This window comes from Novosphingobium tardum, from assembly GCF_042652045.1.
In the GTDB taxonomy this organism is placed as follows: domain Bacteria; phylum Pseudomonadota; class Alphaproteobacteria; order Sphingomonadales; family Sphingomonadaceae; genus Novosphingobium; species Novosphingobium tardum.
The window spans coordinates 121,284-147,983 of the sequence record NZ_JBHSDR010000008.1; the positions used below are offsets into that span (position 1 = coordinate 121,284).

General features: G+C 64.2%; 21 protein-coding genes. 14 read left to right on the forward strand and 7 right to left on the reverse strand.

Features of this window, described 5'->3' with window-relative positions:
- Positions 1-21 precede the first annotated feature (21 nt).
- The gene (locus tag ACFO0A_RS14585) at positions 22-774 is read right to left on the reverse strand and encodes an SDR family NAD(P)-dependent oxidoreductase (RefSeq protein WP_379539819.1); all 753 of its coding nucleotides are present in this window, start codon (positions 772-774) and stop codon (positions 22-24) included.
- Positions 775-786: 12 nt separating this feature from the next.
- Entirely contained in the window at positions 787-1,164 is a 378-nt protein-coding gene (locus tag ACFO0A_RS14590) for a Rieske (2Fe-2S) protein (protein ID WP_379539821.1), read from the reverse strand.
- 64 nt (positions 1,165-1,228) lie between these two features.
- Between ACFO0A_RS14590 and ACFO0A_RS14595 the strand changes: the two genes are divergently transcribed.
- Complete coding sequence (locus ACFO0A_RS14595) at positions 1,229-2,062, forward strand: enoyl-CoA hydratase-related protein (RefSeq protein WP_379539823.1); 834 nt, start codon at positions 1,229-1,231, stop codon at positions 2,060-2,062.
- On the opposite strand, the gene ACFO0A_RS14600 is transcribed toward ACFO0A_RS14595, so the two are convergent.
- Positions 2,063-4,093 (reverse strand): TonB-dependent receptor, encoded by a 2,031-nt coding sequence (locus ACFO0A_RS14600; RefSeq protein WP_379539824.1) that lies wholly within the window; start codon positions 4,091-4,093, stop codon positions 2,063-2,065. It abuts the gene before it with no gap.
- 274 nt (positions 4,094-4,367) lie between these two features.
- Here ACFO0A_RS14600 and ACFO0A_RS14605 point away from each other — a divergent pair, with 274 nt between their 5' ends.
- The 3 genes from ACFO0A_RS14605 (at position 4,368) to ACFO0A_RS14615 (ending at position 8,649) form a co-directional block, all read left to right on the forward strand.
- Positions 4,368-5,858: an ATPase domain-containing protein gene (locus ACFO0A_RS14605; RefSeq protein ID WP_379539825.1), complete on the forward strand. Its 1,491-nt coding sequence runs from the start codon at positions 4,368-4,370 to the stop codon at positions 5,856-5,858.
- Positions 5,859-5,926: 68 nt separating this feature from the next.
- Positions 5,927-7,840, forward strand: a complete 1,914-nt coding sequence (locus ACFO0A_RS14610) for an ATP-binding protein (protein ID WP_379539827.1) — start codon at positions 5,927-5,929, stop codon at positions 7,838-7,840.
- Positions 7,841-7,953: 113 nt separating this feature from the next.
- The gene (locus tag ACFO0A_RS14615; protein ID WP_379539829.1) at positions 7,954-8,649 is read left to right on the forward strand and encodes an acyl-CoA dehydrogenase family protein; all 696 of its coding nucleotides are present in this window, start codon (positions 7,954-7,956) and stop codon (positions 8,647-8,649) included.
- Positions 8,650-8,655: 6 nt separating this feature from the next.
- Here the strand turns inward: ACFO0A_RS14615 and ACFO0A_RS14620 are convergent, their stop codons facing one another.
- On the reverse strand, positions 8,656-9,786 hold the full coding sequence (locus ACFO0A_RS14620; protein ID WP_379539830.1) for an acyl-CoA dehydrogenase family protein: 1,131 nt from the start codon (positions 9,784-9,786) through the stop codon (positions 8,656-8,658).
- A 60-nt stretch (positions 9,787-9,846) separates the two neighbouring features.
- Complete coding sequence (locus ACFO0A_RS14625; RefSeq protein ID WP_379539832.1) at positions 9,847-10,611, reverse strand: helix-turn-helix transcriptional regulator; 765 nt, start codon at positions 10,609-10,611, stop codon at positions 9,847-9,849.
- 202 nt (positions 10,612-10,813) lie between these two features.
- Between ACFO0A_RS14625 and ACFO0A_RS14630 the strand changes: the two genes are divergently transcribed.
- Positions 10,814-13,270, forward strand: a complete 2,457-nt coding sequence (locus ACFO0A_RS14630) for a TonB-dependent receptor (RefSeq protein WP_379539834.1) — start codon at positions 10,814-10,816, stop codon at positions 13,268-13,270.
- 216 nt (positions 13,271-13,486) lie between these two features.
- Positions 13,487-14,257, forward strand: coding sequence for a hypothetical protein (locus ACFO0A_RS14635; protein ID WP_379539836.1), 771 nt, complete (start codon positions 13,487-13,489; stop codon positions 14,255-14,257).
- A gap of 7 nt (positions 14,258-14,264) precedes the next feature.
- Here the strand turns inward: ACFO0A_RS14635 and ACFO0A_RS14640 are convergent, their stop codons facing one another.
- Positions 14,265-15,143, reverse strand: coding sequence for a caspase family protein (locus ACFO0A_RS14640; RefSeq protein ID WP_379539837.1), 879 nt, complete (start codon positions 15,141-15,143; stop codon positions 14,265-14,267).
- Between the two features lie 122 nt (positions 15,144-15,265).
- On the opposite strand from ACFO0A_RS14640, the gene ACFO0A_RS14645 reads away from it, so the two are divergent.
- Positions 15,266-16,231 carry a helix-turn-helix domain-containing protein gene (locus tag ACFO0A_RS14645; protein WP_379539839.1) on the forward strand — a complete coding sequence of 322 codons (966 nt, stop codon included), beginning with the start codon at positions 15,266-15,268 and terminating at the stop codon, positions 16,229-16,231.
- Between the two features lie 44 nt (positions 16,232-16,275).
- Here the strand turns inward: ACFO0A_RS14645 and ACFO0A_RS14650 are convergent, their stop codons facing one another.
- Entirely contained in the window at positions 16,276-18,015 is a 1,740-nt protein-coding gene (locus ACFO0A_RS14650) for an N-acyl-D-amino-acid deacylase family protein (RefSeq protein ID WP_379539841.1), read from the reverse strand.
- A gap of 100 nt (positions 18,016-18,115) precedes the next feature.
- Between ACFO0A_RS14650 and ACFO0A_RS14655 the strand changes: the two genes are divergently transcribed.
- The 7 genes from ACFO0A_RS14655 to ACFO0A_RS14685 all read left to right on the forward strand — a co-directional run bounded on the left by ACFO0A_RS14655 (position 18,116) and on the right by ACFO0A_RS14685 (position 26,641).
- Positions 18,116-18,823, forward strand: coding sequence for a Crp/Fnr family transcriptional regulator (locus ACFO0A_RS14655; RefSeq protein WP_379539843.1), 708 nt, complete (start codon positions 18,116-18,118; stop codon positions 18,821-18,823).
- 29 nt (positions 18,824-18,852) lie between these two features.
- Entirely contained in the window at positions 18,853-19,497 is a 645-nt protein-coding gene (locus ACFO0A_RS14660) for a DUF1326 domain-containing protein (protein ID WP_379539845.1), read from the forward strand.
- A 115-nt stretch (positions 19,498-19,612) separates the two neighbouring features.
- Positions 19,613-20,266: a DUF2182 domain-containing protein gene (locus ACFO0A_RS14665; RefSeq protein ID WP_379539847.1), complete on the forward strand. Its 654-nt coding sequence runs from the start codon at positions 19,613-19,615 to the stop codon at positions 20,264-20,266.
- 215 nt (positions 20,267-20,481) lie between these two features.
- Positions 20,482-22,881 (forward strand): TonB-dependent receptor, encoded by a 2,400-nt coding sequence (locus ACFO0A_RS14670; protein WP_379539848.1) that lies wholly within the window; start codon positions 20,482-20,484, stop codon positions 22,879-22,881.
- Between the two features lie 24 nt (positions 22,882-22,905).
- Complete coding sequence (locus ACFO0A_RS14675) at positions 22,906-23,823, forward strand: oxygenase MpaB family protein (RefSeq protein WP_379539849.1); 918 nt, start codon at positions 22,906-22,908, stop codon at positions 23,821-23,823.
- 120 nt (positions 23,824-23,943) lie between these two features.
- Positions 23,944-24,723, forward strand: coding sequence for an SDR family NAD(P)-dependent oxidoreductase (locus ACFO0A_RS14680; RefSeq protein WP_379539850.1), 780 nt, complete (start codon positions 23,944-23,946; stop codon positions 24,721-24,723).
- 103 nt (positions 24,724-24,826) lie between these two features.
- Positions 24,827-26,641 carry an acyclic terpene utilization AtuA family protein gene (locus ACFO0A_RS14685; protein WP_379539851.1) on the forward strand — a complete coding sequence of 605 codons (1,815 nt, stop codon included), beginning with the start codon at positions 24,827-24,829 and terminating at the stop codon, positions 26,639-26,641.
- The last annotated feature ends 59 nt before the right edge of the window (positions 26,642-26,700 follow it).

A 26,700-nucleotide genomic window follows, 5' to 3' on the forward strand; every position in this document is an offset into this window, starting at 1 on the left:
CCTGCCGCTCTCCAAAGCGGGTCAGGCGGTCGCGCCCCCGTCGACGACCATTGTGCTGCCGGTGATGAATTTCGAGCGATCGGAGGCGAGGAAAAGTGCCATCTCGGCAATGTCTTCCGGCTCGCCGATGTGTCCGATCGGATGCGTCGCGACGAACCCTGCCATCAACTCCTCAGGGTTGGTCACCTGGCTCATCACCTTGTCGAGCATGGCAGTGCGGATGACGCCGGGATGGATCGAGTTGACGCGGATGCCCGTGCGCGATTCGGCACAGTGGAGCGCAATCGACTTGGACATCAGCGTGACCCCGGCCTTCGCCGCATTGTACGCGACAAGATTGGACGACGCTGAAAGTCCCGCGATCGACGAAATGTTGATGATCGATCCGCCACCGCTCTTGCGCATCAGCGGAAGGGCGATCTTGCAGCCCAGGAACGGCCCCACAAGGTCGATGTCCAGCGTACGCCTGAAGGCGGCCAGGCTAATCTCCTCGACCGAGCCCATCAGGGTGATGCCGGCATTGTTGACCAGGATATCGAGACCGCCGTGTTCCGCCTCGACCGCAGAAATCACCCGTTCCCAAGCATTTTCGTCGACCACGTCGTGATTATGATAGTTACCGCCGGGAAGCGATGCTGCAACGGCCTTTCCGGTTTCGTCCTCGATATCGGTCACCACCACCCGCGCACCGGCCAGCGCCAGTCTGCGGGCGATCGCCTCTCCCAGCCCCGCCGCGGCGCCTGTAACGAGCGCAGTCTTGCCTTGCAGTTCCATCCCACTACTCCTTCATGGCCTTGTTACAGGCTGCTCATCCGCACTCGGTGCATGATCCGGCAGGACCACTTCGATCCAGCCATCCTTCTCGCGGCACGGGAATGTGCGCAACGCCGGATAAGCGGCGCCGATGCAGGTTCCCCCGTCGACTGAAAAACGTGCGCCGTGGGCAGGGCACATCAGTGCTCCGCGCCGCATCCGGCCATCGGGTGCGAACGCCGATGCGGCATGGCTGCAGCGGTTCAGCAGGGCGAATGCGCGGCCTTCGCTGCGCGCGAGGACGATCGGCCAACCATCCACAACTGCCGGCAGGATTGCGCCGTCAGCAAGTTCGTTCGCCGCCAGCACCCGCATGTAGCCCTGCTTCAACCACCCCTCCGCACATTTCATTACGCATGCTACTATTGACGCTCTATCCCGCCCCTGCAACCATCGGATTAGGGGAGAGAACGCGATGACGGCAGACATAACCGACGACCTCATTCTGGTCGACGATCCGGAGCCGGGCGTCAGGAGGCTGACGCTCAACCGGCCGGCCAAGCGCAACGCGCTTTCCAATGCCTTGCGGGCGCGCCTGTTTGCCCTGCTGGAAGCGAACGACTGCGATCCGGACGTCTCGGTGACTATCATACGCGGCGCCGGAACCTGCTTTTCGGCAGGTTACGACCTCGCTGGCGGCACCGCGCCGCCATATCCATTTCACACCGCGCCCGGGCCCGGACACTGGCCACGCCACGTCGTCGAAGGCGCGTTCCGGATTTGGGACCTCGCAAAACCAGTCATCGCGCAGGTCCATGGCTGGTGTCTTGCCGGCGGATCCGAGCTCGCGACGGCGTGCGACGTTGTCTATGTCGCGGAAACGGCGATGATCGGGTATCCGCCGGTCCGTTCGATGTCTCCGCCCGACAACCAGTTCCACGCATGGCTGTGCGGGCTGCGCCCCGCAATGGAACTGATGCTGACCGGCGATGCGATGGATGGACGCGAGGCAGTGCGGGTCGGTTTCGCCAATCGCGCCTTTCCCGAAGCCGAGCTCGATGAAGAGGTAGTGCGGATCGCCGCGCGAATGGCGCGAATTCCCACTGAAATCCAGCAGATGAACAAACGGTCCGTTCACCGCGCAATGGAAATCATGGGCTTGCGCGCGGCGATCCGCGCCGGAACCGAGATCCAGGCCCTGGCGATGACGACCGCGACCAGCCGCGAATCCTTTGCCGCTGTGCGGGTGAGCGTGACCGAGGGTCTCGACGCCCGCGATGCGCCGTTCAAGGACTACCGCACCAAGTAGTCAGGGCAGGGAAATCCGCACGCCCGCCCAAACCGTGCGCGGCGTTCCCAGGTCGATCGACGCGCCCTGCTTGCGGGTAACGATCCGTTCGTTCGTCAAATTCTCGGCGCGCAGGATGACAGAGGCGCCCTGCCCCACGGGAAGGCGGGCAAAGGCGTCGAGCGTGGTAACGGCGGGGAGGAGATCGGTTTCGAGATCGTCTTCGAACTGATTACCGGTGTGGCGGACCGTAGCGGCAAGGCGCGCGCCCTCGCCGGACTCCCACGCCAAGGTCGTGGTGTAGGCCAGGCGGGGCGTTTGGGCAGGACGAAGGCCATCGAGGCCGATGGCAGCGCCGGAGGATTCGACGTTGCTGTCGGTCCAGGCAAGCGAACCGCTGAGCACCACCTTGCCCCACCGCGCGTCGGCATCGACCTCGATCCCCCGCGCCCGAATGGCATCGATATTCCGTCGCTGGCGAAGATTCGGGCCGATCGTCACGTTGGCGACCGCGTTCTTCAGACGGTTGTCGAAAGCGGTAAGCGAGACGTGGGCTGTTTCGCCCGGTGAAAAATCGATGCCAGCCTCAAAACCCCGCAACCTCTCGTTGCGCAACGCGGCATTGGGCTGCGTCGTTACGGGAAAGACCACGAACGGCCGGTACAACTCGTTGAGCGTGGGCAGGCGCAGGCCGGTATAGGCCGCGCCGCGTAGCCTGAACCCGACGCCCACATCGTACACGCCGCCAGCGCGAAGGCTGGTCTCCCAGCCAGAGCGGTCCGGAAAGTTGGAATTGCTGGTCAATGCCCCGGCTGCGCTGCGCTCGACGAAATAGCCGTCGCGGATGGTCCAGCGATCGGCGCGCATTCCGGCGGTCAGGATCAGGCGGCCGATCGTCCAATCGTCCTCGGCATAGAGGCCGAGGTCGGCATTGCGCCCGCCGGCCCGCCGCCGGGCGGTCACCAGTCCGGTCGCCGCGCTGCAGGCTTCTTCCTGCAAGCCGCCGTCGGCAACCCTAATATCAGCTCCCAGGCGCGCGACATGCGCCGTGCCCAACGGTGGGCGAACCTCCAGCTTGCCGCCAATTCCCGTCGAAGGCGTGCGCCGTTGGTCGAGCGTCTTGCGAAAACTTGTCGAGCTGATGACCACATTGGAAAAGTCGCGCGCCTGCACGTAGCCAAGCACATCGAACGCCCAGCGTCCTCGTCCGACCACGCGAATGCTCGCATCATGGCCGCTGCTCGTGCTGTCGGCACCAGCAAATCGCAAAGTCCGCCGGTCATCGTAGGCCATGCCGCGGGCTTGCAGTTCCACGTCTGGCGCCAACGGGGCGACGAACCGGATGCCGCCCGACCAAGCATCGTACTTCGCCCTTGCGCTGGCAGCGACACGCTGACTTTTCGGGGTCGTCCAGAATCCCTGACCACGGTCCCACCGCCCCGAAAGGACCGCAAAGCCATCGCCCAGCCTGGGCGCGAAGGAAGCACTGGCTTCGGTTTCCGCGCGATCGTTGACAAGCGCCTGGCCTTCGGCGGTCTGGAGTTGTTCCAGCCCGGCGCTTTCGAGTTCGATCGTGCCGGCAACAGCACCGGCGCCGAACGCCCCCCAGCCCCCGCCGCGCGTGACCCGCACCCGGCCGAGGCGGTCGGGCGAGATGGCGCTGAAGGGAATATACCCGAAAAAAGGGTCCGCCATCGGCACCCCGTCGAGCAGGACCAGCGCGCGGCTCGTCGCGTTCCCGCCAAGCGCACGCAGCGTCGCCCCTTGCGCCGACGGGTTGGAGGACCGGCTGTCCGAGCGGCGGAATTGCTGGAAGCCCGCCACGTTGCCCAGAACGTCCTCGATCCTGCCTGACGCGGCGGACAAGAGACGGGCGCGATCGATGACGACCTGATCATAGGCGGGTGCAGCCGGTGTCGTGTCGAGGCCGCGGCCAGTGACGATGATCGGGTTCGCAGGGGGGGTGTCGGCCGGTGCCTGCGCCCACGCGCCGGTCGGAACCGCGGTTGCCAGGGCAAGGACGAGGCCGGTACGCGATGATCGGGTCAACATTGGATGTGGATGTCACCGAGATAGGCTGTGGAACTTGCGGCGGATCGTGACGCCCTTGCTGGGGCCGCCCTAGCGCGATCGCCGGTCGGTTGCACCTTCCTTACGCCGACGCCCATGCCGCGAGCGCACCTCCGGCTCGGAACGAGTTCGCGCAGTTGTCGTTGAGCGAGGGGCTTTCTATACTTTCCGATAGCGTTCTTGCAGGTGGCGATCTGCAATCTCCAAGCAGATCGGGAAGCGCCAAAGGTAAGGCGAGCATTTCCGGAGGGCACAGTTGAGCGAAACCGACGAAATCAATGCATCCACCGGAATTACCGGCCTGGATGACATACTTATGGGTGGTCTGGCAAAGAGCCGAGTCTACCTGCTTGAAGGAAGCCCCGGGACCGGGAAGACCACGATCGCCCTCCAGTTCTTGCGCGAAGGCGCCGCAAGGAACGAACGCACCCTCTACATCGCCTTGTCCGAGACCGAGAACGAGCTTCGCGACAGCGCCCGATCGCACGGCTGGGACCTGGCCGGAATCGAGATTTACGAGCTCGTCCCGCCTGAAAATCTCCTTGATGAGGATCAGCAGCAAAGCTTGCTCTATTCCTCGGACCTCGAGCTTGGCGAAACCACCAAGCGCATCTTCGAAGCATTCGAGCGAGTAAAGCCGGATCGCGTCGTGCTCGACAGCCTTTCCGAGATTCGCTTGCTCGCCCAGAGCTCGCTGCGTTACCGCCGACAGATTCTTGCGCTCAAGCACTATTTCGCAAAGCAGAATGCCACGGTGCTGATGCTCGACGATCTCACGAGCGAGACCAACGATCGCACCGTCCACAGCGTCGCCCACGGCGTCATCATGCTGGAGGAACTGGCACGCAACTACGGCGCAGAGCGCCGCCGGTTGCGCATCATCAAATATCGCGGCCGGCGGTTCCGCGGCGGGTATCACGACTTCACAATCCAGACCGGCGGGGTCGAAGTTTACCCCCGCCTCGTTTCTTCGGAACACCACGCCAATTTCACCCGCGAGAAGATGCCGAGCAATAATGTGGAGCTTACGGCATTGCTCGGTGGAGGCGTTGAGCGGGGTTCCAGCGTTCTTATCCTGGGACCCGCCGGCACCGGCAAATCGCTCCTCGCGCTGAATTTCATTGTCGGCGCTGCCGCGCGGAATGAGCGTTCGGCAATGTTCGTGTTCGACGAGGAACTCGGCCTTCTGAAGGAACGCGCCCTGGGTCTGGGAGTGGATTTGCAGGGTCTCATCGACAGCGACAAGCTGATGCTGGAACAGATCGACGCTGCCGAACTCACGCCCGGCGAATTTTCTGAGCGCGTCCGCGAATGCGTCGAGGTCATGGGGGCGCGCACCGTGGTGATCGACAGCCTCAACGGCTTCCAGGCCGCGATGCCCGAGGAGAACGCGCTCATTCTCCATATGCATGAGCTGCTGCAGTTCCTGAACCGGCAGGGGGCGACTACATTCCTGACCGTTGCCCAGCATGGCCTCGTTGGCGACATGAAGGCACCGGTCGACGTGACCTATCTTGCCGATACCGTGATCCTGCTGCGCTATTTCGAAGCGCTCGGCCGGGTGCGTCGGGCGATCTCGGTGGTAAAGAAGCGCACGGGCATGCACGAAGACACGATCCGTGAGTTCAAGATCAGTTCTGCCGGATTCCGCCTGGGTGAACCGCTGACGCGGTTCCAGGGTGTCCTGCGCGGTGTGCCGGTGCTGCTGGAACACGGCAACGACCTGCTCCACGACGGCTCGGAGTGATCCCGGAGTTCTCAGAACGGGCCCTGATCCTCGCCCCTCGTGGGCGTGATGCCCACATTGCCGCAAACATGCTTCGCGAAACCGGCATCAATAGTGTGGTTTGCAGGGATATTTCCGCGCTCGTCGATGAACTGCGAGCGGGCGCCGGCTTCGCGCTGATCACTGAGGAAACGCTGCTCTCATCCGACTTGCGCGCGTTGAGCGAGTGGATCGTGAAGCAGCCCGAGTGGTCGGATTTTCCCTTTGTTCTTTTGACCCTTCGCGGCGGAGGGATCGAGCGCAACCCTGCGGCCGGACGTCACCTCGATACCCTCGGCAATGTCACGTTCCTCGAGCGGCCCTTTCACCCGACCACACTGATCAGCCTCGCGAAGGCCGCGATCCGGGGCCGCCGCCGCCAGTACGAGGCGCGCGCAAGGCTGATCGCACTGCGCGAAAGCGAGACGCGTTATCGCACGCTGTTCGACACCATGGATGAAGGCTTCTGCATCATCCGGTTCTTCGACGGCCCGCACGGCGAGTTGAGCGATTACATCCACGTCGAGGCTAACGCCTCTTACGAACGCCACGCCGGCATTCCCAACGTCGTCGGCCAGAAGGTCCGCGAGATGGTGCCCGACGAGGCGGAAGGCTGGGTGAAAATCTATCGCAATGTCCTTTTGACCGGGGAGCCGGTTCGCTTCGCGCGCGAACTGGAGGCGACCGGGCGATACCTCGAACTCGCCGCGCTTCGTATTGAACCGGCGAGCCGCAACGAGGTCGCCGTCATCTTCCAGGATGTGACCCAGCGCCGACGCGCCGAAATTGCGCTGCTCGACCTGAACGCGACACTGGAACGACGCGTCGAGGACGCGGTGGCCGCGCGCGAAGCTGCCACGTCCCAGCTTCGCGAGGCGCAGAAGCTGGAGACGCTGGGCCAGCTTACCGGTGGACTGGCCCACGACATGAATAACCTGCTGACGCCCATCCTGGGTACGCTCGATCTGCTCGAGCGGCGGTATGGCAGCGTCGACGGTGAAACCAGCCGCGCCCTCGACCGGGCATTGCAGTCAGCCGAGCGGGCCAAGACGCTGGTGAGCCGGATGCTGGGCTTTGCGCGTCGCCAGACACTGGAGACGCGCACGATCGACGTCGCTGCCCTCCTCCAGGGCATGCGTGAACTGATTGCCAGTTCGCTCGGATCACGGATCGAACTGGAACTTCGTGTGCCTTCGTTACTCCCGCCCATTCTGGCAGACGCCAATCAGCTCGAACTTGCCGTGCTCAACTTGTGCATCAACGCGAAGGACGCGATGCCGGAAGGCGGTCGCCTTGTCGTCTCGCTCGACCGCGCGGGCGACATCCCGGCGATCCTCCCGCCACGGGCGGAAGGCTATCTCGCCCTGACCGTCAGCGACACCGGTTCGGGCATGGATTCCGCCACCCTCGAGAGGGCGATCGAACCATTCTTTTCCACCAAGGAAGTCGGCAAGGGCACTGGGCTTGGCCTCAGCATGGTGCATGGTTTCGCCAACCAGTCGAATGGCGCCTTTACCCTCGCCAGCGAACCTGGCGTCGGAACCCAGGCGCAGCTTTGGCTCCCGGTCGCACTCGGCCAGGTAGAAACGGTCGAACCCGAGGAACGCAGGAGGGACGATCTCGACAGCCAGCGCACGGTATTGCTGGTCGATGACGAGGCGCTGGTTCGAATGGGCACAGCCTTCATGCTGGAAGAGTTGGGCCACACGGTAATCGAGGCCGCGAACGGCGCCGACGCGCTGAAGAAGCTCGCCGACCACCCGGACATCGATACGGTCGTGACCGACTTTACCATGCCCAAGATGACCGGGGCGGAATTGGCCAAGCGTATCACCGACGATCGCGGCGATCTGCCGATCCTGCTCATCACGGGCTACGCGGCAGGCGACCTCGAAATAGCTCTCCCACAGCTTACCAAGCCATTCCGGCGGGAGGAGCTGGCCGAAGCGCTCTCACGCCTTTGACCATCGCCATCAGGCCCTCCAAGCTGTCACACCTGCCAGTTTGCGCTGCTGATCCGCGTAGCTAGGCAGTGGCCGAATGATGCGCCGTGGAGGCGCGTGCACGGAGAGGGACGATGAACTTCGCGAAGACCGACGAGCAACGTGCTCTTCACAGCGGGCTCGAAGCCTTTCTCGCCACTGGATCGGTGGGCTGGGACGACGTCGCCACGGGATTCGGGCTCGAGGCGCTGGGACGCAGTGAAGACGAGGGCGGCCTCGGCACCGGAGCGCGGGAGGCGGCGGTCGTCGCCTCGCTGCTCGGTCCCTTCGGCCTCGGCGATGACTGGGCGGGCCACTGGGTCGCGATGCGAACCGGCGAGGGATCCAATGCGGGTGGCGCAGACTGGAAGGACGACGCCCTCACCTTGCTCCATTGCGCCGAGATCGTCGGCCTTTGCCGGGCGATGCTGGCGGATGCCGTCGCCTATTCGAAAGAACGCCACCAGTTCGGCAAGGCAATCGGCAGTTTCCAGGCCTTGCGACACCGCATGGTCGACATGCGCCTCTCGCTGGAACAGGCTGCGGCGATGACCGACTATGCGATCGACCTGATCGATGGCGATGCGCCCGCGCGCGCCAAAGCGGTCAGCGCGGCGCGGGTTCTTGCAGGGGATGCAGCGCGGGTCGTCGGCGGCGGCGCGGTGCAGGTCCACGGGGCGATGGGCTTGACGGAGGAACTGCGCGTCGGTCGCCTATTCCGCCGGGCAGCGTTGCTTGCGCTGGGCGACGGTACTGAGCGGACCCATCTGACGCGCTACGCCGCCGCTTGAGGCGCGTCAGGCGCCTGCGTCGACGATCGCGCGGGCCATGATATCGCGCTGGATCTCGTTGGAACCGCCGTAGATCGTGGATGCCCGGTTGTTGAGATAGCGCGGCATCGCGGCATCCATCGTCTCGTCCTCGCCCGGCGCAAAGTCCGTTGCGATCTCCAGCGCGAGCAAGTCGATCCTCTGCGATGCCTCAGTCCCCAGGACCTTGAGCATCGAGGGTCGGATCATGGCGCCCATGCCGCCGTCGTCGGCCAACCCCGCCAATTCGATCGCCCGCAGGCCGTCAGCCGAGATGGCTTCTCGCGCCAGGCGCTCGCGATTGCCGGGACGCGCCAGCCAGCCGCTCTTGGCTGCGGCTTCCTCGAGCATAGCGAGATGAGCGTGAAGGCCCGGGGATGCCCGGCCCGAGCGCTCAAACGTGAGGAGATGCTTGGCGACTGTCCAGCCGTCGTTCTCTTCGCCCAGCCGCTCGCCGACCGGCACGCGGACGTCGTCGAAGAAGACCTGGTTGAACTCGTGCTCACCGGCAAGCGTCGTGATCGGTGCGACAGTGATACCCTGATCGGTCATGTCGACGAGGAGGAACGTTATGCCGGTCTGGGGCCGGCCCTCGTTGCTCGTGCGGACAAGGCAGAACATGCGGTTAGCGAAATGGGCGTGCGTGGTCCATATCTTCGAACCATTCACAACGTAATGATCGCCGTCGCGCTCGGCACGCATGCGGAGCGAGGCGAGATCGGAGCCTGATCCCGGTTCTGAATAGCCCTGACACCAGTAATCGGCGCCCGACAGAATACGGGGGAGCAGCGTCGCCCGCTGCTCCTCGGTCCCGTAATGCATGATCACGGGGGCCACCATCTTCAGGCCCATCGGCGCCAGCGACGGAGCATTGGCGCGGGCACATTCGTCGGCAAAGATATAGCGCTGGATCTCGCTCCATCCGGTTCCGCCGTATTCGACCGGCCATTCCGGGGCGACCCAGCCCCGCCGCTCCAGGATTGCCTGCCAGGCCAGCGACACGTCGGGATGAACGAAGACGCTGGTCGAACGGCGGGTAGCTCGGCGCAATTCCGGCGTCAGTTCGGCATCAAGGAAAGCGCGAACTTCGTCGCGAAAGGCGCGGTCGCCGGCAGACATCAAATGATCCATGACCGAACCTTCCGGGGAAACGGCGCTTCTGGCTAGCTGACCGTTTAGTCAGGTCCGCGCGCCGAGAAACCCGTGCCCCGTCGCCAGCTGGATAGTGCGCGACCGGGTCGTTGCCCCCAGCTTTGCCCCCGCGTTGCGTAAGTGGAAGCGAACGGTCGAAACCGAGAGCGACAGGATGATGCCGATCTCGGTATTGGTTTTTCCCGCTGCGGCCCAGCGGACGCATTGGACCTCGCGGGATGTGAGTTGGCCAACGATGGAAGGCTTGCGCATCTTGCCGGCTGCTTCGGCATGCGCGGCGAGGAGCCGGATGGCCAGCGTGAACATGCGTTCCGCTTCGCGAGCAAAGACGTCGGCAATGTCGATCGCCTCTCGGGTTACCCAGACGACTGCCCCGACCCGGCCCGCCGGCAAATGGACCGGTGCAATGATCGCGGCGGTGAAGCCGAACTGCGCCTCCACCTTGGAGCAGTCGATCTGGTCAAGCACCGCGGTGGGCCGCCAGCTTCCCAATCTTCCGTCGGCGTACCAGATCGGCTCGGCGAAGATCCGCGCCGCGTGGAGAAACGTGGATTTCAATGCAAGCCGACGGTCTTCCCAATAAGGGCCGGGCTCGTCCGACCATTCGAACAGCTTCGCGGCATACGGCTGCCCTTCGCGATCCGACATCGGCTCAGGATCTCCGAGATCGCTTTGCGCCGCTACGAAGGGGAAACCGGCCTCGCGGCCGATGTCGCGAACAGCACATGCCAATGAGTCGATCAGGTCCCAGGAACCGCTGGCCAGGGCTTCCTCGTCTGGGGATCGCTTCATTTGAAAGGCGTGGCACGTCCCGTCCGATTCCTCAACGCTGCAAAGGTGGAAAGGAAAGCTGTCAGAGTTGTCAGGTGGTTGTGAATGGCTATGAGCCGCTACAGCGCGCCGACCGATTTGGGTGCTCGACTGGGCACAGGGCCGATCCGGCACGAAGCCGGAAAGCCACACGCGGGTCGCCGCGAATGGAGGGATTTACTACATGAAGAAGCTTCACACCGTTTCGACGGCCGTCCTTGCGCTGGCCATCGCACAGCCGGCCATGGCTCAGGATGCCGCCAGCGCGGGCAATGCCGACCAGCCGACGCAGGACCAGCCTGCGCCCGCAGCGCCCGGCACGGCGCCGAGCGATCCCGCCGCGGCAGCGTCTGACAGCGGCGACGTATCCGAAATCATCGTTACCGCGCAGAAGCGGGAACAGAGCCTGCAGGACGTTCCAGTCGTCGTTTCGGTCCTCAACCAAAAGCAGCTCGAGGCGGCGGGCGTCCGCGACATCAAGGACCTTCAGACGATCACCCCGGGCCTGAACGTCACGTCTTCCACCAGCCCGGCGCAGACCTCGGTCCGCATTCGCGGCGTCGGCACCGTCGGCGACAACCCCGGCCTCGAATCCTCGGTCGGCACTATTGTCGATGGCGTCTATCGGGCCCGCAGCGGCGTGGCTTTCGGCGATCTGGGCGAACTCGAGCGCGTCGAGGTTCTCAAGGGCCCGCAGTCGACCCTGTTCGGCAAGAACATGTCTGCAGGCGTGATCAACGTCATCACCGCAGCGCCCAGCTTCACGCCCTCTGCCGAAGTGGTGGGCAGCTACGGCAACTACAACGCCTGGACCCTCTCCGCGGCGGCAACAGGGCCGATTATCGACGATGTCCTGGCCGCGCGCCTCTTCGTACTGAAGCGCGAGCGTGACGGTTACTGGGACGTGAGCACCGGCAGCGGGCCGCGCACCAGCAAGCACTCCGACAACGAGAACAACTGGACCGTGCGCGGCCAGCTTCTCTTCCGCCCCACCGAATCGATCGACGTAAAGCTGATCGCTGACTGGTCCGAGCGTGACGAAGACTGCTGCGTCAATGCGCCGAGCATTGCCGGCCCGACCGCGGCATTCATCGACGCCTTGGCGAGCGATGCCGGGACGCTGCGCGGCGGCGATCCCTTCGACCGCTTCACTTATGCCAATCGTCCGACCCAGTTCCGCATCCGCGATCACGGCGTTTCCGCCCAAGTGGACTGGGAGCTGTCTGACAACCTCGACCTCACGTCGATCTCAGCCTACCGCTACTACAAGTCGAACAGCGGCATCGATATCGACTATTCCTCGGCCGACATCTGGTATCGCGACGCGGGCGGTAACTCAAACCAGTTCAAAGTCTTCTCGCAGGAAGTCCGACTGGCTTACAACAACGACTGGCTCCACTCGATCCTTGGCGGGTTCTATTCGGACGAACGCCTCGACAGTCGGCAGAACACGTTCTTCGGCACCGACTACGAACGCTACTTCGGCCTCCTCCTGTCGGGCGGAGCAAACCCCAACACGGTCTCGGCCCTTACCGGACTTCCCGTCGGCACGAACTTTGTTGCCGGCACGGGTCAGGTCGATCAGCACGATCACAAGGCGCGTTCGTTCGCGGTGTTCACCGACAACACGATCACTTTGGCCGAAGGCCTCGATCTGTCGCTGGGCCTTCGTTACACCGACGAATTAAAGCGCGTCACTTCGCACTACATGAACAGCGCGCCGGCGAACGCCTGCGCGGCTGCCCTTGCCCGGCCGATCCCGGCCGCCGCGAAGGCCGCAATCTGCGCTCCGAACGCCGACAGCGCATTCAATAACATCACCACCACCCAGCGCCGCCCCGAAAGCCGCTTCTCGGGTTCCGCGAAGCTGCAGTACCGCTTCTCGCCCGGGGTGATGGCCTACGCCTCGTATGCGAACGGATTCAAATCCGGCGGCTTCAACCTCGACCGTGCGCGCTTCGCCCCTGGGCAGATCAATCCCGACACCAGCTTCGCGACCGAAAAGGTCCAGAGCTACGAGCTGGGCGCCAAGACGACTCTGTTCGATCGGCGCGTGCTGGCGAACGTCGCGGCGTTCCACCAGACCTATAAGGGCTTCCAGCTCAACACCTACACCGGCGTCAGCTTCGTGGTGACATCAATCCCCAAGGTCGTGTCGAAGGGTGTCGATCTTGATCTGCTGTGGAACACCGGCATCCAGGGTCTGACCCTGAACGCCGGCGCGACCTATGCCGATACGAAGTTCGGCAATTTCCCGCCGCCGCTGTCCAACCTCACCCGCCTTTCGGGCAACACGCTGCCTTATGCCGCTAAGTGGAACGTCACCGGTGGGTTCACCTCGAAGCAGCCCCTGAACGACGACTTCAACTTCCTGTCGTCGGCGTCGATCAAGTGGTCCTCACGCTACAACACCGGCTCGAACCTCGATCCGAAGAAGTTCCAAGAGCCCTTCGCGATCGTCAACGCGCGCATCGGGATCGAGCCGGTCAACGAAGCATGGTCGCTGGAACTGTACGTGCAGAACCTGACGAACTCGGACTACTACCAGGTAGTCGTCGATCAGCCGCTCCAGTCGGGCACATACGGGGCGTTCGTCGGCTCTCCCCGCCGCTATGGCGTGACCGGCCGGGTCCGCTTCTAGGTACGTCGATAGCGCCGCGAGGGCCGTCCGCCGGACGGCCGTCGCGGCGCATCACCGCGACCCCGGGCGGGCCTTTCCCTGTTGCGACGCAGCAACACCAGCCCGACAACCCGAGATGATGTCGGTTCCATCCAATTTGCGACGACAATGACAAGGCTACCCGCAGGCAGCTTCGTTCCCGAAGCAACGCTTGAGGGGCTAAACATGTCACGAAAAATGATTTTTGCTGTCGTAGCCGGCATCACCGGCTCCGCGTTCGCTCAGCCCGCGCTGGCCCAGGACGGCGAGGCCGGGTGGTCTGTCACCGTCACGCCGCGCTACCAGCACCTGTTCTTCCTGCCCGACACCGAGGCCGACGGCCTTGAGACGATGCCCACTTTCGGCGGCACGGTCACGCTCCGCGACCCGACCAGCCGGTTCGGCTTCACCGCCACCTACATGCGCGGCAAGGCACACGGCGTTTACACATATGACGACGGCGGCTTTACCGGCGACTACGACTATCACGCCAAGCGCGAGGAGTACGCGGGACAGGTAGAGTACACGCCGCGCGAAACCGGCGTCACCCTGATCGCCGGCTATCACCACTTCGCCGCGCGCAACAACGAAGTGCTGCTGAACCCTGGCACGGGGAATTCAGAAGTCGGGCGTTACCGGGAATCGGTCGATGCCGCCGAAGTAGGTCTGCGCATCGCCAGTCGCCTGGGCGCGAACAGCCGCCACAGCGTGTCAGCTCAGTTCATGGGCGGCGTCGGCAAGGGCCGCTTCAAATCCAATGTCGTCGAGACTTTCGGCGGTGCGCCCATCACGACCGTGAAGGACAAGAAGGGCACCGGCTACCTCGCCGACATCGCGCTCGGCTATAACTATTTCCTGACCGACAATGTCTCAATCGGCACTCGTGCGCGCGGATATGTGTTTGGCGTCTCGAACGGCGACACGATCTTCGCCGCGGCACCGGAAGTGAACTTTTCGATCCGCTTCTAATCCCGACTCAACCCGGGACCTGAAACGGAGGCCGGGCCGGGTTCTTGTTCTCCGGGGGGCCAGCGAGGAAGATCGGTTCGCCGATCGACCCCTGGCTCCACGGAGACTGGTCCCCGGCGGTCGCCTTCACGACGTCGCCGGTGGCAAGCGCAACCACGTCGTCCAGGCTCTTGCGCTCGACCAGGCGCTTGGCGATGGCCAGCGCGAACGGGCTGTTGCGCTGGCTGTCGTCCGCCGCGTCGTAGGCCACGTTCTGAGGATCCGTCGCGAAGACTACCTTCACGCCCGTTCCCCGGATCTGGAACGCCTTGACCCCCTTGACCGGCGCCGGTGCCGCCAGCGTCGCGACCTTCAGGTCCAGCTTGTCCTGCCCACGGCCGCTCACCTTCCCGATCGCACGCGCGATGCGCATCCCCTGGGGCAATTCCTCGAACGGGCGATTTCGGCATGCGTCGAGCATCAGGATCATGAAGCTGGTCGCCTGCCGGACGCTGTCGATAATCGAGGTTATCGACAGGAAGGTCTTGCCGTCGCCCAGCAACAGGTAGTTCTCATCGTCGATCTGCACGCCGTGGCCGGCGATATAGACGAACGCGAGATCTCGCGTACCCAGCGATGACCTGAAACTCTCCAGGCGGGCCTTGAGTTCGGCCTCGCCAGCATCCTCGATCCGGTCCACCCCGGCGAACTGCAAAGCGCGCAGCCGTTCCTCGATCAGCAGGCCGTCCGATCTAGTGTTCGCAAGAAACAGTCCCTCGCCCGCGTTGCGATAGCTGTTGGCGATGATGATGGCACGGGCACGTTGCTTCTTCTCGGCACCTAGTGCCGGCAATGCAGATGCCGTCGCCGCAAGTCCCGCCGCAATGAGAAACGTTCGTCGATGCATATGTCCCGTCCGGCGATGGCAGTTACCAGACGCAAGGCTTTGACGCCAATGACTTGTTACAGGTGAAGCCGGCCCTACCTGTAGTTGGCATGAGGCCAAAAATTGGCCATTGGGCAACACGCATGGTTGAACGCACCCCCACGACACCAACTGCCAAGCGCGCCCAGGCGCTGAAGGCCGGGTCATCCGCCGGGGAGCGGCTTACCCGTGCTGCGTTATTGCGGATGGAGATATTTCCACCGGCCCCGCCAGTGGCACCCTACGTCACCACCTTCTTCCGCTTGCGCTGCGACGAGAAAGTGATCCGCGATGTCCACCCTTCGTCGCTTGGCCTCATCGCGGTGATGGCGCGTGGGACAGGACAGATCCGCTTCATCGACGGGCGGACCCAGCCCAGTCATCCCTTCACCGTGATCACCCCCACCAATGCGGCCGCCACGTTCGAGCTCGATGGCCCGTGGAGCGCCTTTGGCGCCATGCTGAGCCCCTTGGGATGGGCCAGCCTCACCGGCCTTTCGGCTGAGGCGCACGGCAACCAGCTGCTGGAAGGAAGCGCGGTCCTGTCACGCGAGCTGGTGGACGCAGGAAACAGCATTCTAGCCGGGATCGACCAGTTTTCGGAAGCCGAGATGATCGAGCTACTCTCGGTCGCGATACTTCAATCGTTGCGACCGCTGCCTGCCGGTCACGCCGAATTCGTGAAGCTGGTGGCAGACTGGCTCGCGGAATCGCTGTCGCCAAACATCGACGAGTTGAACGTGCGTTGCGGTTATTCGGGCCGCCACGTCCAGCGCCTGACCGAGCGCTATTTCGGCCTGCCGCCAAGCGCCCTTGCACGAAAGTACCGCGCCTTGCGCGCTGCCGTCCTTCTGTCACGGCCGTCCCTTTCGGCGGACGAAGTGGCGGCGGTGCAGGATCATTTCTACGATCAGTCGCACATGATCCGGGAAATGCGGCTGTTCGCCGGCCGCACCCCGGCGCGCATCGCCGATCCCGACACGCCATACCTCGCGGCGTTCATGGACTTGCGCGACTTCCGGAAATCGGGACCTCGCATGGCGCCTATCCCGGACGATCTGCGGGCCTGATCGCCGCTCCGTTTCGGCCCCTGAGAGACCTCTCGGTCCGTCGATCAAGCTGCCTGGGCGTGCCTCTGTGTGCCGCGTCGGACCAGCCTGCCGGGCAACGATCCGGTATGTTCGCCTTCGCGGTAGGTGACGACGCCTGAGACGACCGTGGCGACATAGCCGTCGGCAGCCTGGTGCAGCCGCTTGCCGCCCGCGGGAAGATCCCGCAGCACCACGGGAGCGCGCAAGTTGAGGCGGTCTAGGTCGATCACGTTGAGATCGGCCTTGGCGCCTTTCACGATCCGCCCCCGGTCATGCAGCCCGACTGTGTCGGCCGGAGCGCTAGTAAGTGCTGCGACCGCTTCCTCCAGCGGGATGCGCTGGTCCTCAGCGGCGTCGCGCGCCCAGCGGTACAGGTAGAAGGTGGGAAAGCTGCCGTCGCAGATCATGCCATAGTGCGCTCCGCCATCGGCCAGGCCAACCACGGTGTGCCGATGGCCCAGCATTTCGCGCACGGCATCAAGATTGCCGTCGCGGTAGTTTGCGCCCGGATTGTAGAGGATTGCGCGCCCGTCTTGCTCGAGCAGGAGGTCGTAGGCGAGTTCTTCCGGCGTCACGCCGAGTGCCGCGGCGCGACGATCGATCCGGTCTTCGAGCTTGGGCTCGTAGTCCGGCTTGTCGCCCATCGGATAGGAATACTTGAAGTTGCGCACCGTCTTGATCGAGACCGGATTGGTATCCTCGGGCTCCTCGCTGAGAAGCTGGCGGCGGAACTCCGGGTCGCGCATCGCGGCAACCTTTTCCGCCAGGGTCTTGTCCCGCAGCGGGCGGAAGCTGGGATGCAGCGAAAACGGATGGAAACTGAGGTCGAGGCCGAACAGCATCCCCACCGGCCGCGGCGCGACCTGCGCGCGCATGATGACGTCATCGGCGTTCGCGGCGTCGAGTTCATCCAGGGATTCCCGCCATTCCTCGGCCCTGCCGGAAGGCATCTGGAGCAGCGAATAGGACAGCGGGCGGCCCGATTCCTCGGCAATACGCCGCATCAACCTGAATTCGGATTTCGCCGGCGCAGTAATGCTGGGGATGAGCTGGAATACGCCGGCACCGGCATCGGAAAGCCCCTTGCCGAGTTCGACCAGCTCATCCTCCTCGGAATAGAGGCTCGGCGCAAGCTGGCCCGCGACGGTCCGGTGCATCATGTTGCGCGAGGTCGTTACCCCGAACGCCCCCGCGCGGACGGCTTCTGCGGTCAGCGCACGCATGCGCGCTAGATCCGCGCCGCTTGGCGGCTGATATGCGGCCGCGCGCTCGCCCATCACGTAAACCCTGATGGCCGAATGCGGGACCTGTGTCGCGACATCGATATCGAATTGGCGCTCGTCTAGCGCGTCCAGATACTCGGGAAACGTCTCCCAACTCCACGGCAGGCCCTCGGTCATCACGACCTCGGGAACGTCCTCGACCCCCTCCATGACCGCGACCAGCATTTCGCGCTGCTCGGGCTTGCAGGGCGCGAAGCCGACTCCGCAGTTGCCCGTCAGGACGGTCGTTACCCCGTGGTTGGACGACGGAGCCATCCGATTTTCCCAGGTCGCCTGACCATCATAATGGGTGTGAATGTCGACAAAGCCGGGGGTCACGATCAGCCCGCGGGCGTCGATTTCCTCCCTTGCCGTGCCGCGAATATCGCCGATCTCGGCGATCACGCCATCGCGGACCGCGACATCTACCACGCGCGGCGGGCTGCCGAGGCCGTCATGCAACGTTCCTCCGCGAATGATCAGATCAAAATTCGCCGACATCGCCATCTCCCGTGTCATTCTTCGCCCTACCTTACATCCGTGCCTTCCCGACAAATGTCGACTGATTGACATTTGAGGCGACTATTGTGATCGAGGAGGCATGGAGCCGGACGATTTGAAGGTCCTCGCCGCGGACCAATGGCTCGGCAGCATACCCGAAGCGCGGCGCTTGCGCCTCCTCGCGCATGGCAAGGTGCGCGCCTTCGCGGATGGCGCGCGGATTTATCGGCTGGATGATCCGCCGAACGGGCTGCACGCCGTGTTGTCGGGCGAGACGCGGCTCGTCAGCTATCCGGTGGCGGGCGTCGAACTTGTCGGCAAGATCATCCGCCCCGGCCAATGGTTCGGCGAACTGTCGGTGCTCGATGGCAAGGGCCGCCCGCACGATGCCGTGGCGATCGGCAGTTGCCGCGTCCTCACTGTCGGAATGGCTTCTATTGCGGCGGCAACCGCGCGCGATCCCGAATTGTGGCGAGATATCGCGGTCCTCAGCTGCATTCACCAACGCGCCGGCTTGCGCGACACCGGGCGCATTCGGACCGAACCGGCCGTGACCCGCCTCGCCGGGTTTCTCGCCGGAGCCGGCGCTGCCGCGGAAGGGCGGGACATCCGGATGACGCAGGACGAGATCGCCCAGGTAATCGGGATTTCGCGCCAGTATCTGAACCGACTGGTCCGCGAGATCGCGCAGACCGGCCTTATCGAAATCCGCTATGGCCGGATCCACGTCCCGCGCCCACATAGCCTTCGCGGCTTCGCGCCGCCGCCGGTCCATCGCGATGGAAGAGCCCCCAATCCTGTGATATGAAGGTGCCTTCTCCTTGCAGGAGGGTTCCAATGACCGAGACGACGTGGACCTTCAAGGCGCGTGAGTTCGTTCACTGCAACTGCGCCTATGGTTGCCCCTGCCAGTTCAACGCCCTGCCGACCCATGGCAATTGCCAGGCCGTTGCCGCGCTCGAGATCGAGGAAGGCCGGCACGGCGATACCGACATCGGCGGAACCCGGATCGCGATGATCATCGCCTGGCCCGGCGCGATTCACGAAGGCGGTGGGCACGTCGTTCCGATCGTGGACGAGAACGCCAGCGAAAGTCAGCGCGAGGCCTTGTTGCGGATCATGAGCGGGCTCGACACCGTGCCGGGTGCGACGTTCTTTCAGGTCTTCTCGACCACGTTCGAGAAGATGCACGATCCCGTGTTCGCGCCCATTTCACTCCAGATCGATATCGACGGCCGGATCGCCCGGCTGGTCGTCCCCGGTTGGATCGATGCGCGTGGCGAACCCATCAAGAACCCGGTTACAGGCGACGAGCATCGTGCGCGGATCAACCTGCCCGACGGCTTCGAATACGAAACGTGTGAAGTGGGCCGCGGCTGGGCCAAGACCAGCGGGCCGGTGAACGTGCAGCTTGAGGATTCGCATGCCCAGTTTGCGCACCTTCACATGACCGGAAGCGGTGTCGTCCACGCCGCTGGCTGAGCGGACGCCGCTGCGGCGACTGTTGTCGCGGCCCGCCCTGGTATCCGGAATTGCCATTAGCCTTGGCGTGGCGCTGGCCTGGGCCTGGCTATTTGCCAACGCCGGGATGGGCGAAATGAGCGGCGAGCCCGACATGGAGGGAATGTCGCCGGGGCCAGGCCCGCTCTCGTCGGGATACCTGCTCTCGACCTTCGCGATGTGGGCGCTGATGATGGTTGCCATGATGCTGCCGTCGGCCGCACCGATGATCCTCCTCCATGCCCGCATCGACCGCGGCAGCGACGCACAGCGCTCGCGCGACAGCTTGCTGTTCGTCCTTTGCTACCTTGTGGTCTGGAGCGCCTTTTCGGCGCTGGCCGCGCTCGCACAAGCAGCGCTGGTGGCGGCTGGCTTCCTGTCGTCGCGACTTGCGGCTGGCAGCCATGTCATGTCAGCCGCCCTGCTGTTCGCCGCATCTGCCTGGCAATTGACGGCGGCCAAGACCGCCTGCCTCGACCAGTGCCGCTCGCCCCTGCAATTCGTGATGCGATACTGGAAACCGGGCGTCGTAGGGGCCGTTCGACTGGGATTGCGGCACGGCCTTTATTGCCTCGGCTGCTGCTGGTCGCTGATGCTGCTGCTTTTCGTCGGCGGCGTCATGAACCTTGCCTGGATCGCGGCCCTGGCCACGATCGTGTTCATCGAGAAGATCGCCCCGCCCGAGTGGCGGGTGGACCGCTGGCTCGCGGCTGTCCTGGCCGGCGGCGGGGCCTATCTCCTTGTGAATTGAGCCGAATGTCCTCACGCCGACTCCTAACGTCCGTGAACCGTCCCTGACACACCTGTCAGCTTGTCGCGAGCCCCGGAACGGCGTCCTTTCGGAATATCAAACTGCTGGAACGCTCCGCGTGAAGACGGGCGTGCGGCGACACGATCGAGGGGATGAACATGAGCGGATTTCGGCGTTTCTTGATGGCTGGCGCATCGTGCGCCCTGGTTTCGGCTATGCCCGCGTTCGCCGCGGAGGTCGGGGCCGAAGAGCCGCAGGCCGGGGATACCGGCACGGGCGAAATCATCGTGACCGCCCAGCGGCGGGCAGAGTCGCTCAATGACGTCGGCATGGCGGTGCAGGCGGTGAACGGGGAGACGCTGAAGGACCTGCGCGTTACCGATCTGCGCGACCTGACCACTGTCGCGCCGAGCTTTACCGTTTCGCAGAGCTACCAGGGCGTTCCAACCTACACGCTGCGCGGGATCGGCTTCAACACGATCAACCTGTCAGCCACTTCGACCGTCGGCACCTACGTCGACGAGGTCGCCTATGCCTATCCGATCATGAACACCGGCCCGGTCATGGATCTCGAGCGGGTCGAGGTGCTCAAAGGCCCGCAGGGAACGCTGTATGGGCGCAATACGACCGCCGGACTGATCAACTTTATCACCGCCAAGCCGACGTCGACATTCGAAGGCTCGGTTTCCGCCGACGTCGGGAATTACGACACCTACAATCTGGGCGGCCATATCTCGGGCCCGCTGGGAGAAGGCATCGCCGCGCGCGTCGCCTTCCGCACCGAGAACAGCGACAAGGGCTGGCAGGTCAGCAACACGCGCGGCGAGCGGCTCGGCAAAGTAAAGAAATACGGCGTGCGCGGCTCGCTCGCCATCGATCCGGCGCCTGGCACTCATATCGATCTGTCTGCGTTCTGGTGGCGCAACAAGTCCGATACCGTCGCAGGCCAGGGGATCGGCTTCACCCCCGCCACGGATCCCGTCACCGGGACCAGCGCCTCGCGCTTCTTCAACGCGGCGGGACTTGCGACCTATATCGCCAACAATTTCCCGACCAAGGCGACCCAGGCCGACTGGGCGCCCTTGGCCACGCGGTCGGCCGACATCGGGACGGGCCTCGGCCTCGACGGTCCCTTGCGCGAGAATAACCGGTTCATCGCCATCAAGCTGCGCGCCGACCAGGAACTGGGCGATTCGATGAAACTGGTCTCGCTTACCAGCTATAACGATTTCCGTCGCAACGCGCTCTCGGACTGGAGCGGCGCGCCTTATGAAATCCTGCTTCAGAACACGGTGGGCAGGATCAAGAGCTTTGCGCAGGAACTGCACGTCGAAGGAGAGTCCGGTCCCGCGAACTGGCTCGTCGGCGGCTATTACGCAAACGACCGGATCATCGATTCCAATCGCACGCTGCTTGGCCAGAATGCCAATGTCGGGCTGATCCGGGCAGCGGGCGCCCCCCTCCTGGCGACGCCGTTCAACTCCGGCGGCTATACGCTTACGCAGCTTTCCCAAGCATTTCGCACTTACGAGGACTTCGGACGCATCCGCACCCGGACATGGAGCCTGTTCGCTAATGCCGACTGGGAACTGGCGCCGCAGATCAAGCTGACCACGGGTGTGCGCTATACCGAGGACCGGCAGCGCTACAACGGCTGCTCGCGGGATTTCAACGGCAACATGCTGCCCAACGTCAACGTCGTGAACCGGGCGCTCTACTTCCAGACATACGGGGTTTTCGCGCCGGAGATCACGCAAGGCCAGTGCAATACATTCGATCCGACGACCGGGACATTCGGCGAGGTTCGCTCCGTCCTTTCGGAAAACAACGTCGCCTGGCGGCTTGCGCTGGACTGGTCGCCGAATGATGACACGCTGGTCTATGCGTCGGTTTCGCGCGGATACAAATCCGGCACCACGCCGATAAACGCGGCCAACCTCGCGCGACAGAATTCCCCGGTCAAACAGGAAAGGCTGACTGCCTACGAAGTCGGCATCAAGGCCACGTTGGCCGACCGGCTTATCCAGGCGAACCTGTCGGCGTTCTACTACGCCTATCGCGACAAGCAGATCAGCACCTACTTCGCCGATCCGATCTACACCGCCCTCGCCCGGCTCGACAATGTGCCCGACTCGAAGGCCTATGGCGCGGAGGCCGAACTGATCGTTCGCCCCGCGACGGGCATCACGATATCGACGAACGCGCTCTGGCTGAAGACGCGCATCAAGGACTATCTCGGCACCAATGCCGCGGGCCAGCCGCAGAACTTCGATGGCGCCGAGTTCATCTACAGCCCGCACTTCCAGGGCAGCGTCACCCTCGCCTACGACACCCCGGTCACGCCCAACCTCGACCTCGTCGGTGCGCTGAGCGCGCGCTACCAGTCGAAGTCGAACACGATCTTCGAAGACCTGCCGCTCTACAAGATCGACGCCTACGGCGTGGTCAATGCGAGCCTTGGCGTGAAGAGCGCCCGGGGATGGTCGGCATCCATCTGGGCGAAGAACCTGTTCGACAAGTACTACTGGTCGGCGGTTGCCAGCAATGCCAACGTGGTCGTGCGCTTTCCCAATCCGCCGCGTACGTACGGGTTGAGCTTGGGCTTCGATTTCTGACGGCAGAAGGCGAGGAGGCAGCAGATGCAGGATACCTACATGGGCCTGGCAGTGGACTTCACTGCGCCGACAGGGGAGCCGGCCCTTCTGCCGCCTGATTCAGTCCAGTGGCGTGTCTACAAGAACCCGATCGCCCTGGCGATCGGAGGCATCGCGGCCGTCCTTCTCGAGTTCGCCGAACCGCGCATTCGCAGCGGGGTCTGGGATCACTCCACCTATAAGGCCGACCCGATCGGGCGTTCGAAACGGACGGGGCTGGTTGCGATGCTCGCCTGCTACGGCCCGGCGAGTACGGCAAGAAGTGTGATCGGGGCGGTCAACCGCCTGCACGGCAGCGTGAAAGGCGAAACGCCTGCTGGCGAGAAGTACCGCGCGCTAGATCCGGTGCTGCTCGATTGGGTCGCGGCAACCGCATCTTTCGGGTTCCTAACCGCCTATGATTGCTTCGTGCATCCCCTGAGCGGCGCAGACAAGGACCGGTTCATGCGCGATTCCGAGGTGATCGGCCGCGAATTCGGCGCCCGGCACACCCCGGGGTCGATCGATGACTTCATGACGATGATGTCGGCTCTCGAGCCGCGGTTCGAGCCTCACCCGATCATCCACGAATTTCTCGGCATCATCCAGTCGGGCAAGGCTGCGCCCAGCGTGCCACGGTTCCTCCACCGCGCGATCGCCCGCGCTTCGGTTTCGCTTCTTCCTGCTCGACTGCGCCGCCGCCTCGAGCTTGGAGCCGAATATTCGCTGACCGGCCTTGACCGCTCGGCGCTGCGGATCGCCGGGCGTCTCGCCGACTTGAGGGTAGACCGCAATTCGCCGCCCTGCCAGGCAAGCGTTCGAATGGGCCTGCCCGCCAACTTCCTTTACCTGTCCGGTACGCGCCAACGTGCGCTGCTCGAACGCAGCAAGGCGCGAGGTCTTTCGGCACAGCCCGCCATCTGATCCCGAACGGCCGGCCATGCAGGCATTTTTCCGGAAAATGATAGTCGCCTGACCCGCCGGATTGTTGTCGAGAAACGACGCGAAGGCTTGCGCCTGTTCGCGGACGAAAGGGAGTTGGTCATGGATCTGGGACTGGCCGGAAGGTCGATCTTGGTGTCGGGCGGCAGTCGCGGCATCGGGCTGGGCATTGTCAGGGCCTGCCTTGCCGAAGGGGCACGCGTGACCTTCACCGCTCGGAACGCCGAGTCGATGAACGCACAGCGTGATTCCCTGGCGCGGGAGTACGGCGATGAGAATGTCGCCGCTCTCTCCGGAGACATGACCAGGCCCGAGGAGGTCGAGCGAGCGCTGGAGCATGCAGAGGCCGCCATGGGACCCCTGTGGGGCGCCGTGGCCAATGTCGGGCTCAGCCCCTGCCCGCCGGGCTTCGAGGTGGACGATCGAACCTGGCAGGGCGGTTTCGCCCAGAACCTCGATTCCGCGTTCTTCCTCGCCCGGGCGGCGCTTCGCGGGATGACTGCGCGGCGTTCCGGCTCGATCCTCATGATCAGTTCGATCGCCGGGATGGCGGCGAAGAGCACGCCGCTGACATATGGCACCGCCAAGGCCGCGATGAACCATCTCGCCAAGGAGCTGGCGGTGATCGCGGGACCCAGCAACGTCCGCGTTAATGCGCTGGCACCGGGCAATATCAAGTTTCCCGGAGGCGAATGGGAGCAGCGGACAAGCGAAGGCGCACCCCGCGCCGACGCGTGGCTCCGATGGATCAAGCGCGAGGTTCCCTTGCAGCGGTTCGGCGCGGTCGAGGAAATCGGCAGCGTGGCCGCCTTCCTCCTCAGCGAGCGGGCGAGCTTCCTTACCGGCGCCATTGTGCCGGTGGATGGCGGACAGAACCGCTGATGGTTCCGCGCCGCGATTGACCACAGGCTGCGGCCGGCTCACGGGGTCCGGCGACAAGGTGCCGCGATCTGCCGTGCGGCCGGCGTGCCAGAAAGGTGACAGGATGAAGCGGACGGTTCGGATCGGCGGCGCCGGCGGGTTTCTCGGCGACAGTTCAGTCGCTCCGGCGCAACTGCTCGCCGGCGGCAATCTCGACTACATGATCCTCGATTACCTGGCCGAGGCGACGATGGCTCCGCTTGGCGCGTTGAAGCGCGCTCGTCCGTCCGAAGGTTACGCTCGCGACTTCACCGACTGGGTGTGGCGCGACAACATGCGCGAATTCAAGGCGCAAGGCGTCCGCATCATAACCAATGCCGGCGGTGTCAATCCCGAAGCTTGCCGTGAACGGATGGAGCAACTGGCACGCGAGGCCGGCCTCACGTTTCGCATCGCGATCGTCGAAGGCGACGACGTGTCGGACCGGATCGAGGAATTTTCCGCGGCCGGGACAATCGAGATGTTCAGCGGAGATGTCTTCCCGGACGCCGACAAGATTATCACCGCAAACGCGTATCTTGGTGCCGCGCCGATCGTTGCCGCGCTGAAGGCAGGGGCCGATGTGGTGATCACCGGCCGGGTCGTCGACAGCGCTCTCACGCTTGGCCCGTTGATGCACGAGTTCGGGTGGAAGGAAACCGACCACGACCTGCTGGCCGCGGGATCGCTGGCTGGTCATGTCATCGAGTGCGGCGCGCAAGCAACCGGCGGGCTGTTCACCGATTGGGAGCTCGTGCCCGACTGGGCGCATATCGGCTATCCCGTCATCGAATGCCTTGCCGACGGTACCTTCACGGTCACGAAGCCGGCTGGCACCGGCGGCCTGATCGCCGCCCCTGCGGTCGCCGAGCAAATCCTCTACGAAGTCGGCGATCCGCAAGCCTACGCCCTTCCCGACGTCGTCTGCGATTTCGCCTCGGTCCGGGTCGAGCAGGTCGATGCCGATCATGTGCGCGTCAGCGGCGCGCGCGGCTATCCGCCGAGCGGGCGGCTCAAGACGTGCATCACCTTCGAGAAAGGGCATCGCTTCATCGGGATCATGCCGGTCGTCGGACGCGATGCCGCACGCAAGGCGCAGGCGCAGGCGCAGGCCGTCGTGTCGCGCGTCAACGAGATGCTTCGTGACCGCAACCTACCGCCGCTGCGCGAGGTACGCATCGAACTGTTGGGGACGGAGGCGTCTTACGGCGCCCAGGCCAATGGAGCGTTGATGGCCGGACGCGAGGTGATCGCCCGCGTCGGCGCCGAACACGACGACACCGACGCGTTGCGGGTGATGATGCGCGAATTCGATTCGCCGACCACTTCGATGAGCGTGGGCTCGACCGGCTGGTTCGGCGCTCGCCCCACGGTCACCCCGGTAGCGCAGGTGTTTTCGTTCCTTCTGCCCGGCGGCGAGGTGAAGGCCAGGGTCGATCTTGGCGGGAATGTCGAGACAGTCGCGGCACCGCACCCGGGAACACCCTTCGATCCCGCAATGATCGAGCGCCCCGCACCTCCGCACGCGCCTGCTAATGAGGACGAGCTGGTCGAAGTGTCGCTGATCGACATTGCCTGGGCGCGATCGGGCGACAAGGGCAACGCCTTCAACGTCGGGGTGATCGCGCGCCGGCCCGAATTCCTGCCGTGGATACGCGAAGCGCTGAACGAAAGGGCCATGCTCGCGTTCTTTGCTCATGAGTTCGAGGGCGCGCGCGACCCGCAGGTTCACCGCTACGATCTTCCCGGCCTGGAGGCCGTGAACATCCACTGCATCCAGTCACTGGGAGGCGGACAGTTCGCCAGCCTGCGGCTTGATCCACTGGCCAAGGGCAAGGCCCAGCAACTGCTCGACATGCGACTTTCCGTTCCGGCCCGACTGACCCGCTCCAACAGCTAAGGCATAGCTGGCGCGGTTACTTCTGACCGTAGGGATAAGGTTTTCGGCAGCCAGCCGTT

What these genes read in the sequence shown, in the direction of transcription:
- ACFO0A_RS14600 (WP_379539824.1), bottom strand. Translation starts at nt 4,093, where the DNA reads ATGTTGACCCGATCATCGCGTACCGGCCTCGTCCTTGCCCTGGCAACC.
- ACFO0A_RS14670 (WP_379539848.1), top strand. Translation starts at nt 20,482, where the DNA reads ATGCCCGCGTTCGCCGCGGAGGTCGGGGCCGAAGAGCCGCAGGCCGGG.
- ACFO0A_RS14650 (WP_379539841.1), bottom strand. Translation starts at nt 18,015, where the DNA reads ATGTCGGCGAATTTTGATCTGATCATTCGCGGAGGAACGTTGCATGAC.
- ACFO0A_RS14645 (WP_379539839.1), top strand. Translation starts at nt 15,266, where the DNA reads ATGGTTGAACGCACCCCCACGACACCAACTGCCAAGCGCGCCCAGGCG.
- ACFO0A_RS14635 (WP_379539836.1), top strand. Translation starts at nt 13,487, where the DNA reads ATGATTTTTGCTGTCGTAGCCGGCATCACCGGCTCCGCGTTCGCTCAG.
- ACFO0A_RS14590 (WP_379539821.1), bottom strand. Translation starts at nt 1,164, where the DNA reads ATGAAATGTGCGGAGGGGTGGTTGAAGCAGGGCTACATGCGGGTGCTG.
- ACFO0A_RS14620 (WP_379539830.1), bottom strand. Translation starts at nt 9,786, where the DNA reads ATGTCTGCCGGCGACCGCGCCTTTCGCGACGAAGTTCGCGCTTTCCTT.
- ACFO0A_RS14630 (WP_379539834.1), top strand. Translation starts at nt 10,814, where the DNA reads ATGAAGAAGCTTCACACCGTTTCGACGGCCGTCCTTGCGCTGGCCATC.
- ACFO0A_RS14595 (WP_379539823.1), top strand. Translation starts at nt 1,229, where the DNA reads ATGACGGCAGACATAACCGACGACCTCATTCTGGTCGACGATCCGGAG.
- ACFO0A_RS14685 (WP_379539851.1), top strand. Translation starts at nt 24,827, where the DNA reads ATGAAGCGGACGGTTCGGATCGGCGGCGCCGGCGGGTTTCTCGGCGAC.
- ACFO0A_RS14675 (WP_379539849.1), top strand. Translation starts at nt 22,906, where the DNA reads ATGCAGGATACCTACATGGGCCTGGCAGTGGACTTCACTGCGCCGACA.
- ACFO0A_RS14615 (WP_379539829.1), top strand. Translation starts at nt 7,954, where the DNA reads ATGAACTTCGCGAAGACCGACGAGCAACGTGCTCTTCACAGCGGGCTC.
- ACFO0A_RS14640 (WP_379539837.1), bottom strand. Translation starts at nt 15,143, where the DNA reads ATGCATCGACGAACGTTTCTCATTGCGGCGGGACTTGCGGCGACGGCA.
- ACFO0A_RS14655 (WP_379539843.1), top strand. Translation starts at nt 18,116, where the DNA reads ATGGAGCCGGACGATTTGAAGGTCCTCGCCGCGGACCAATGGCTCGGC.
- ACFO0A_RS14680 (WP_379539850.1), top strand. Translation starts at nt 23,944, where the DNA reads ATGGATCTGGGACTGGCCGGAAGGTCGATCTTGGTGTCGGGCGGCAGT.
- ACFO0A_RS14610 (WP_379539827.1), top strand. Translation starts at nt 5,927, where the DNA reads ATGCTTCGCGAAACCGGCATCAATAGTGTGGTTTGCAGGGATATTTCC.
- ACFO0A_RS14625 (WP_379539832.1), bottom strand. Translation starts at nt 10,611, where the DNA reads ATGAAGCGATCCCCAGACGAGGAAGCCCTGGCCAGCGGTTCCTGGGAC.
- ACFO0A_RS14585 (WP_379539819.1), bottom strand. Translation starts at nt 774, where the DNA reads ATGGAACTGCAAGGCAAGACTGCGCTCGTTACAGGCGCCGCGGCGGGG.
- ACFO0A_RS14660 (WP_379539845.1), top strand. Translation starts at nt 18,853, where the DNA reads ATGACCGAGACGACGTGGACCTTCAAGGCGCGTGAGTTCGTTCACTGC.
- ACFO0A_RS14665 (WP_379539847.1), top strand. Translation starts at nt 19,613, where the DNA reads ATGAGCGGCGAGCCCGACATGGAGGGAATGTCGCCGGGGCCAGGCCCG.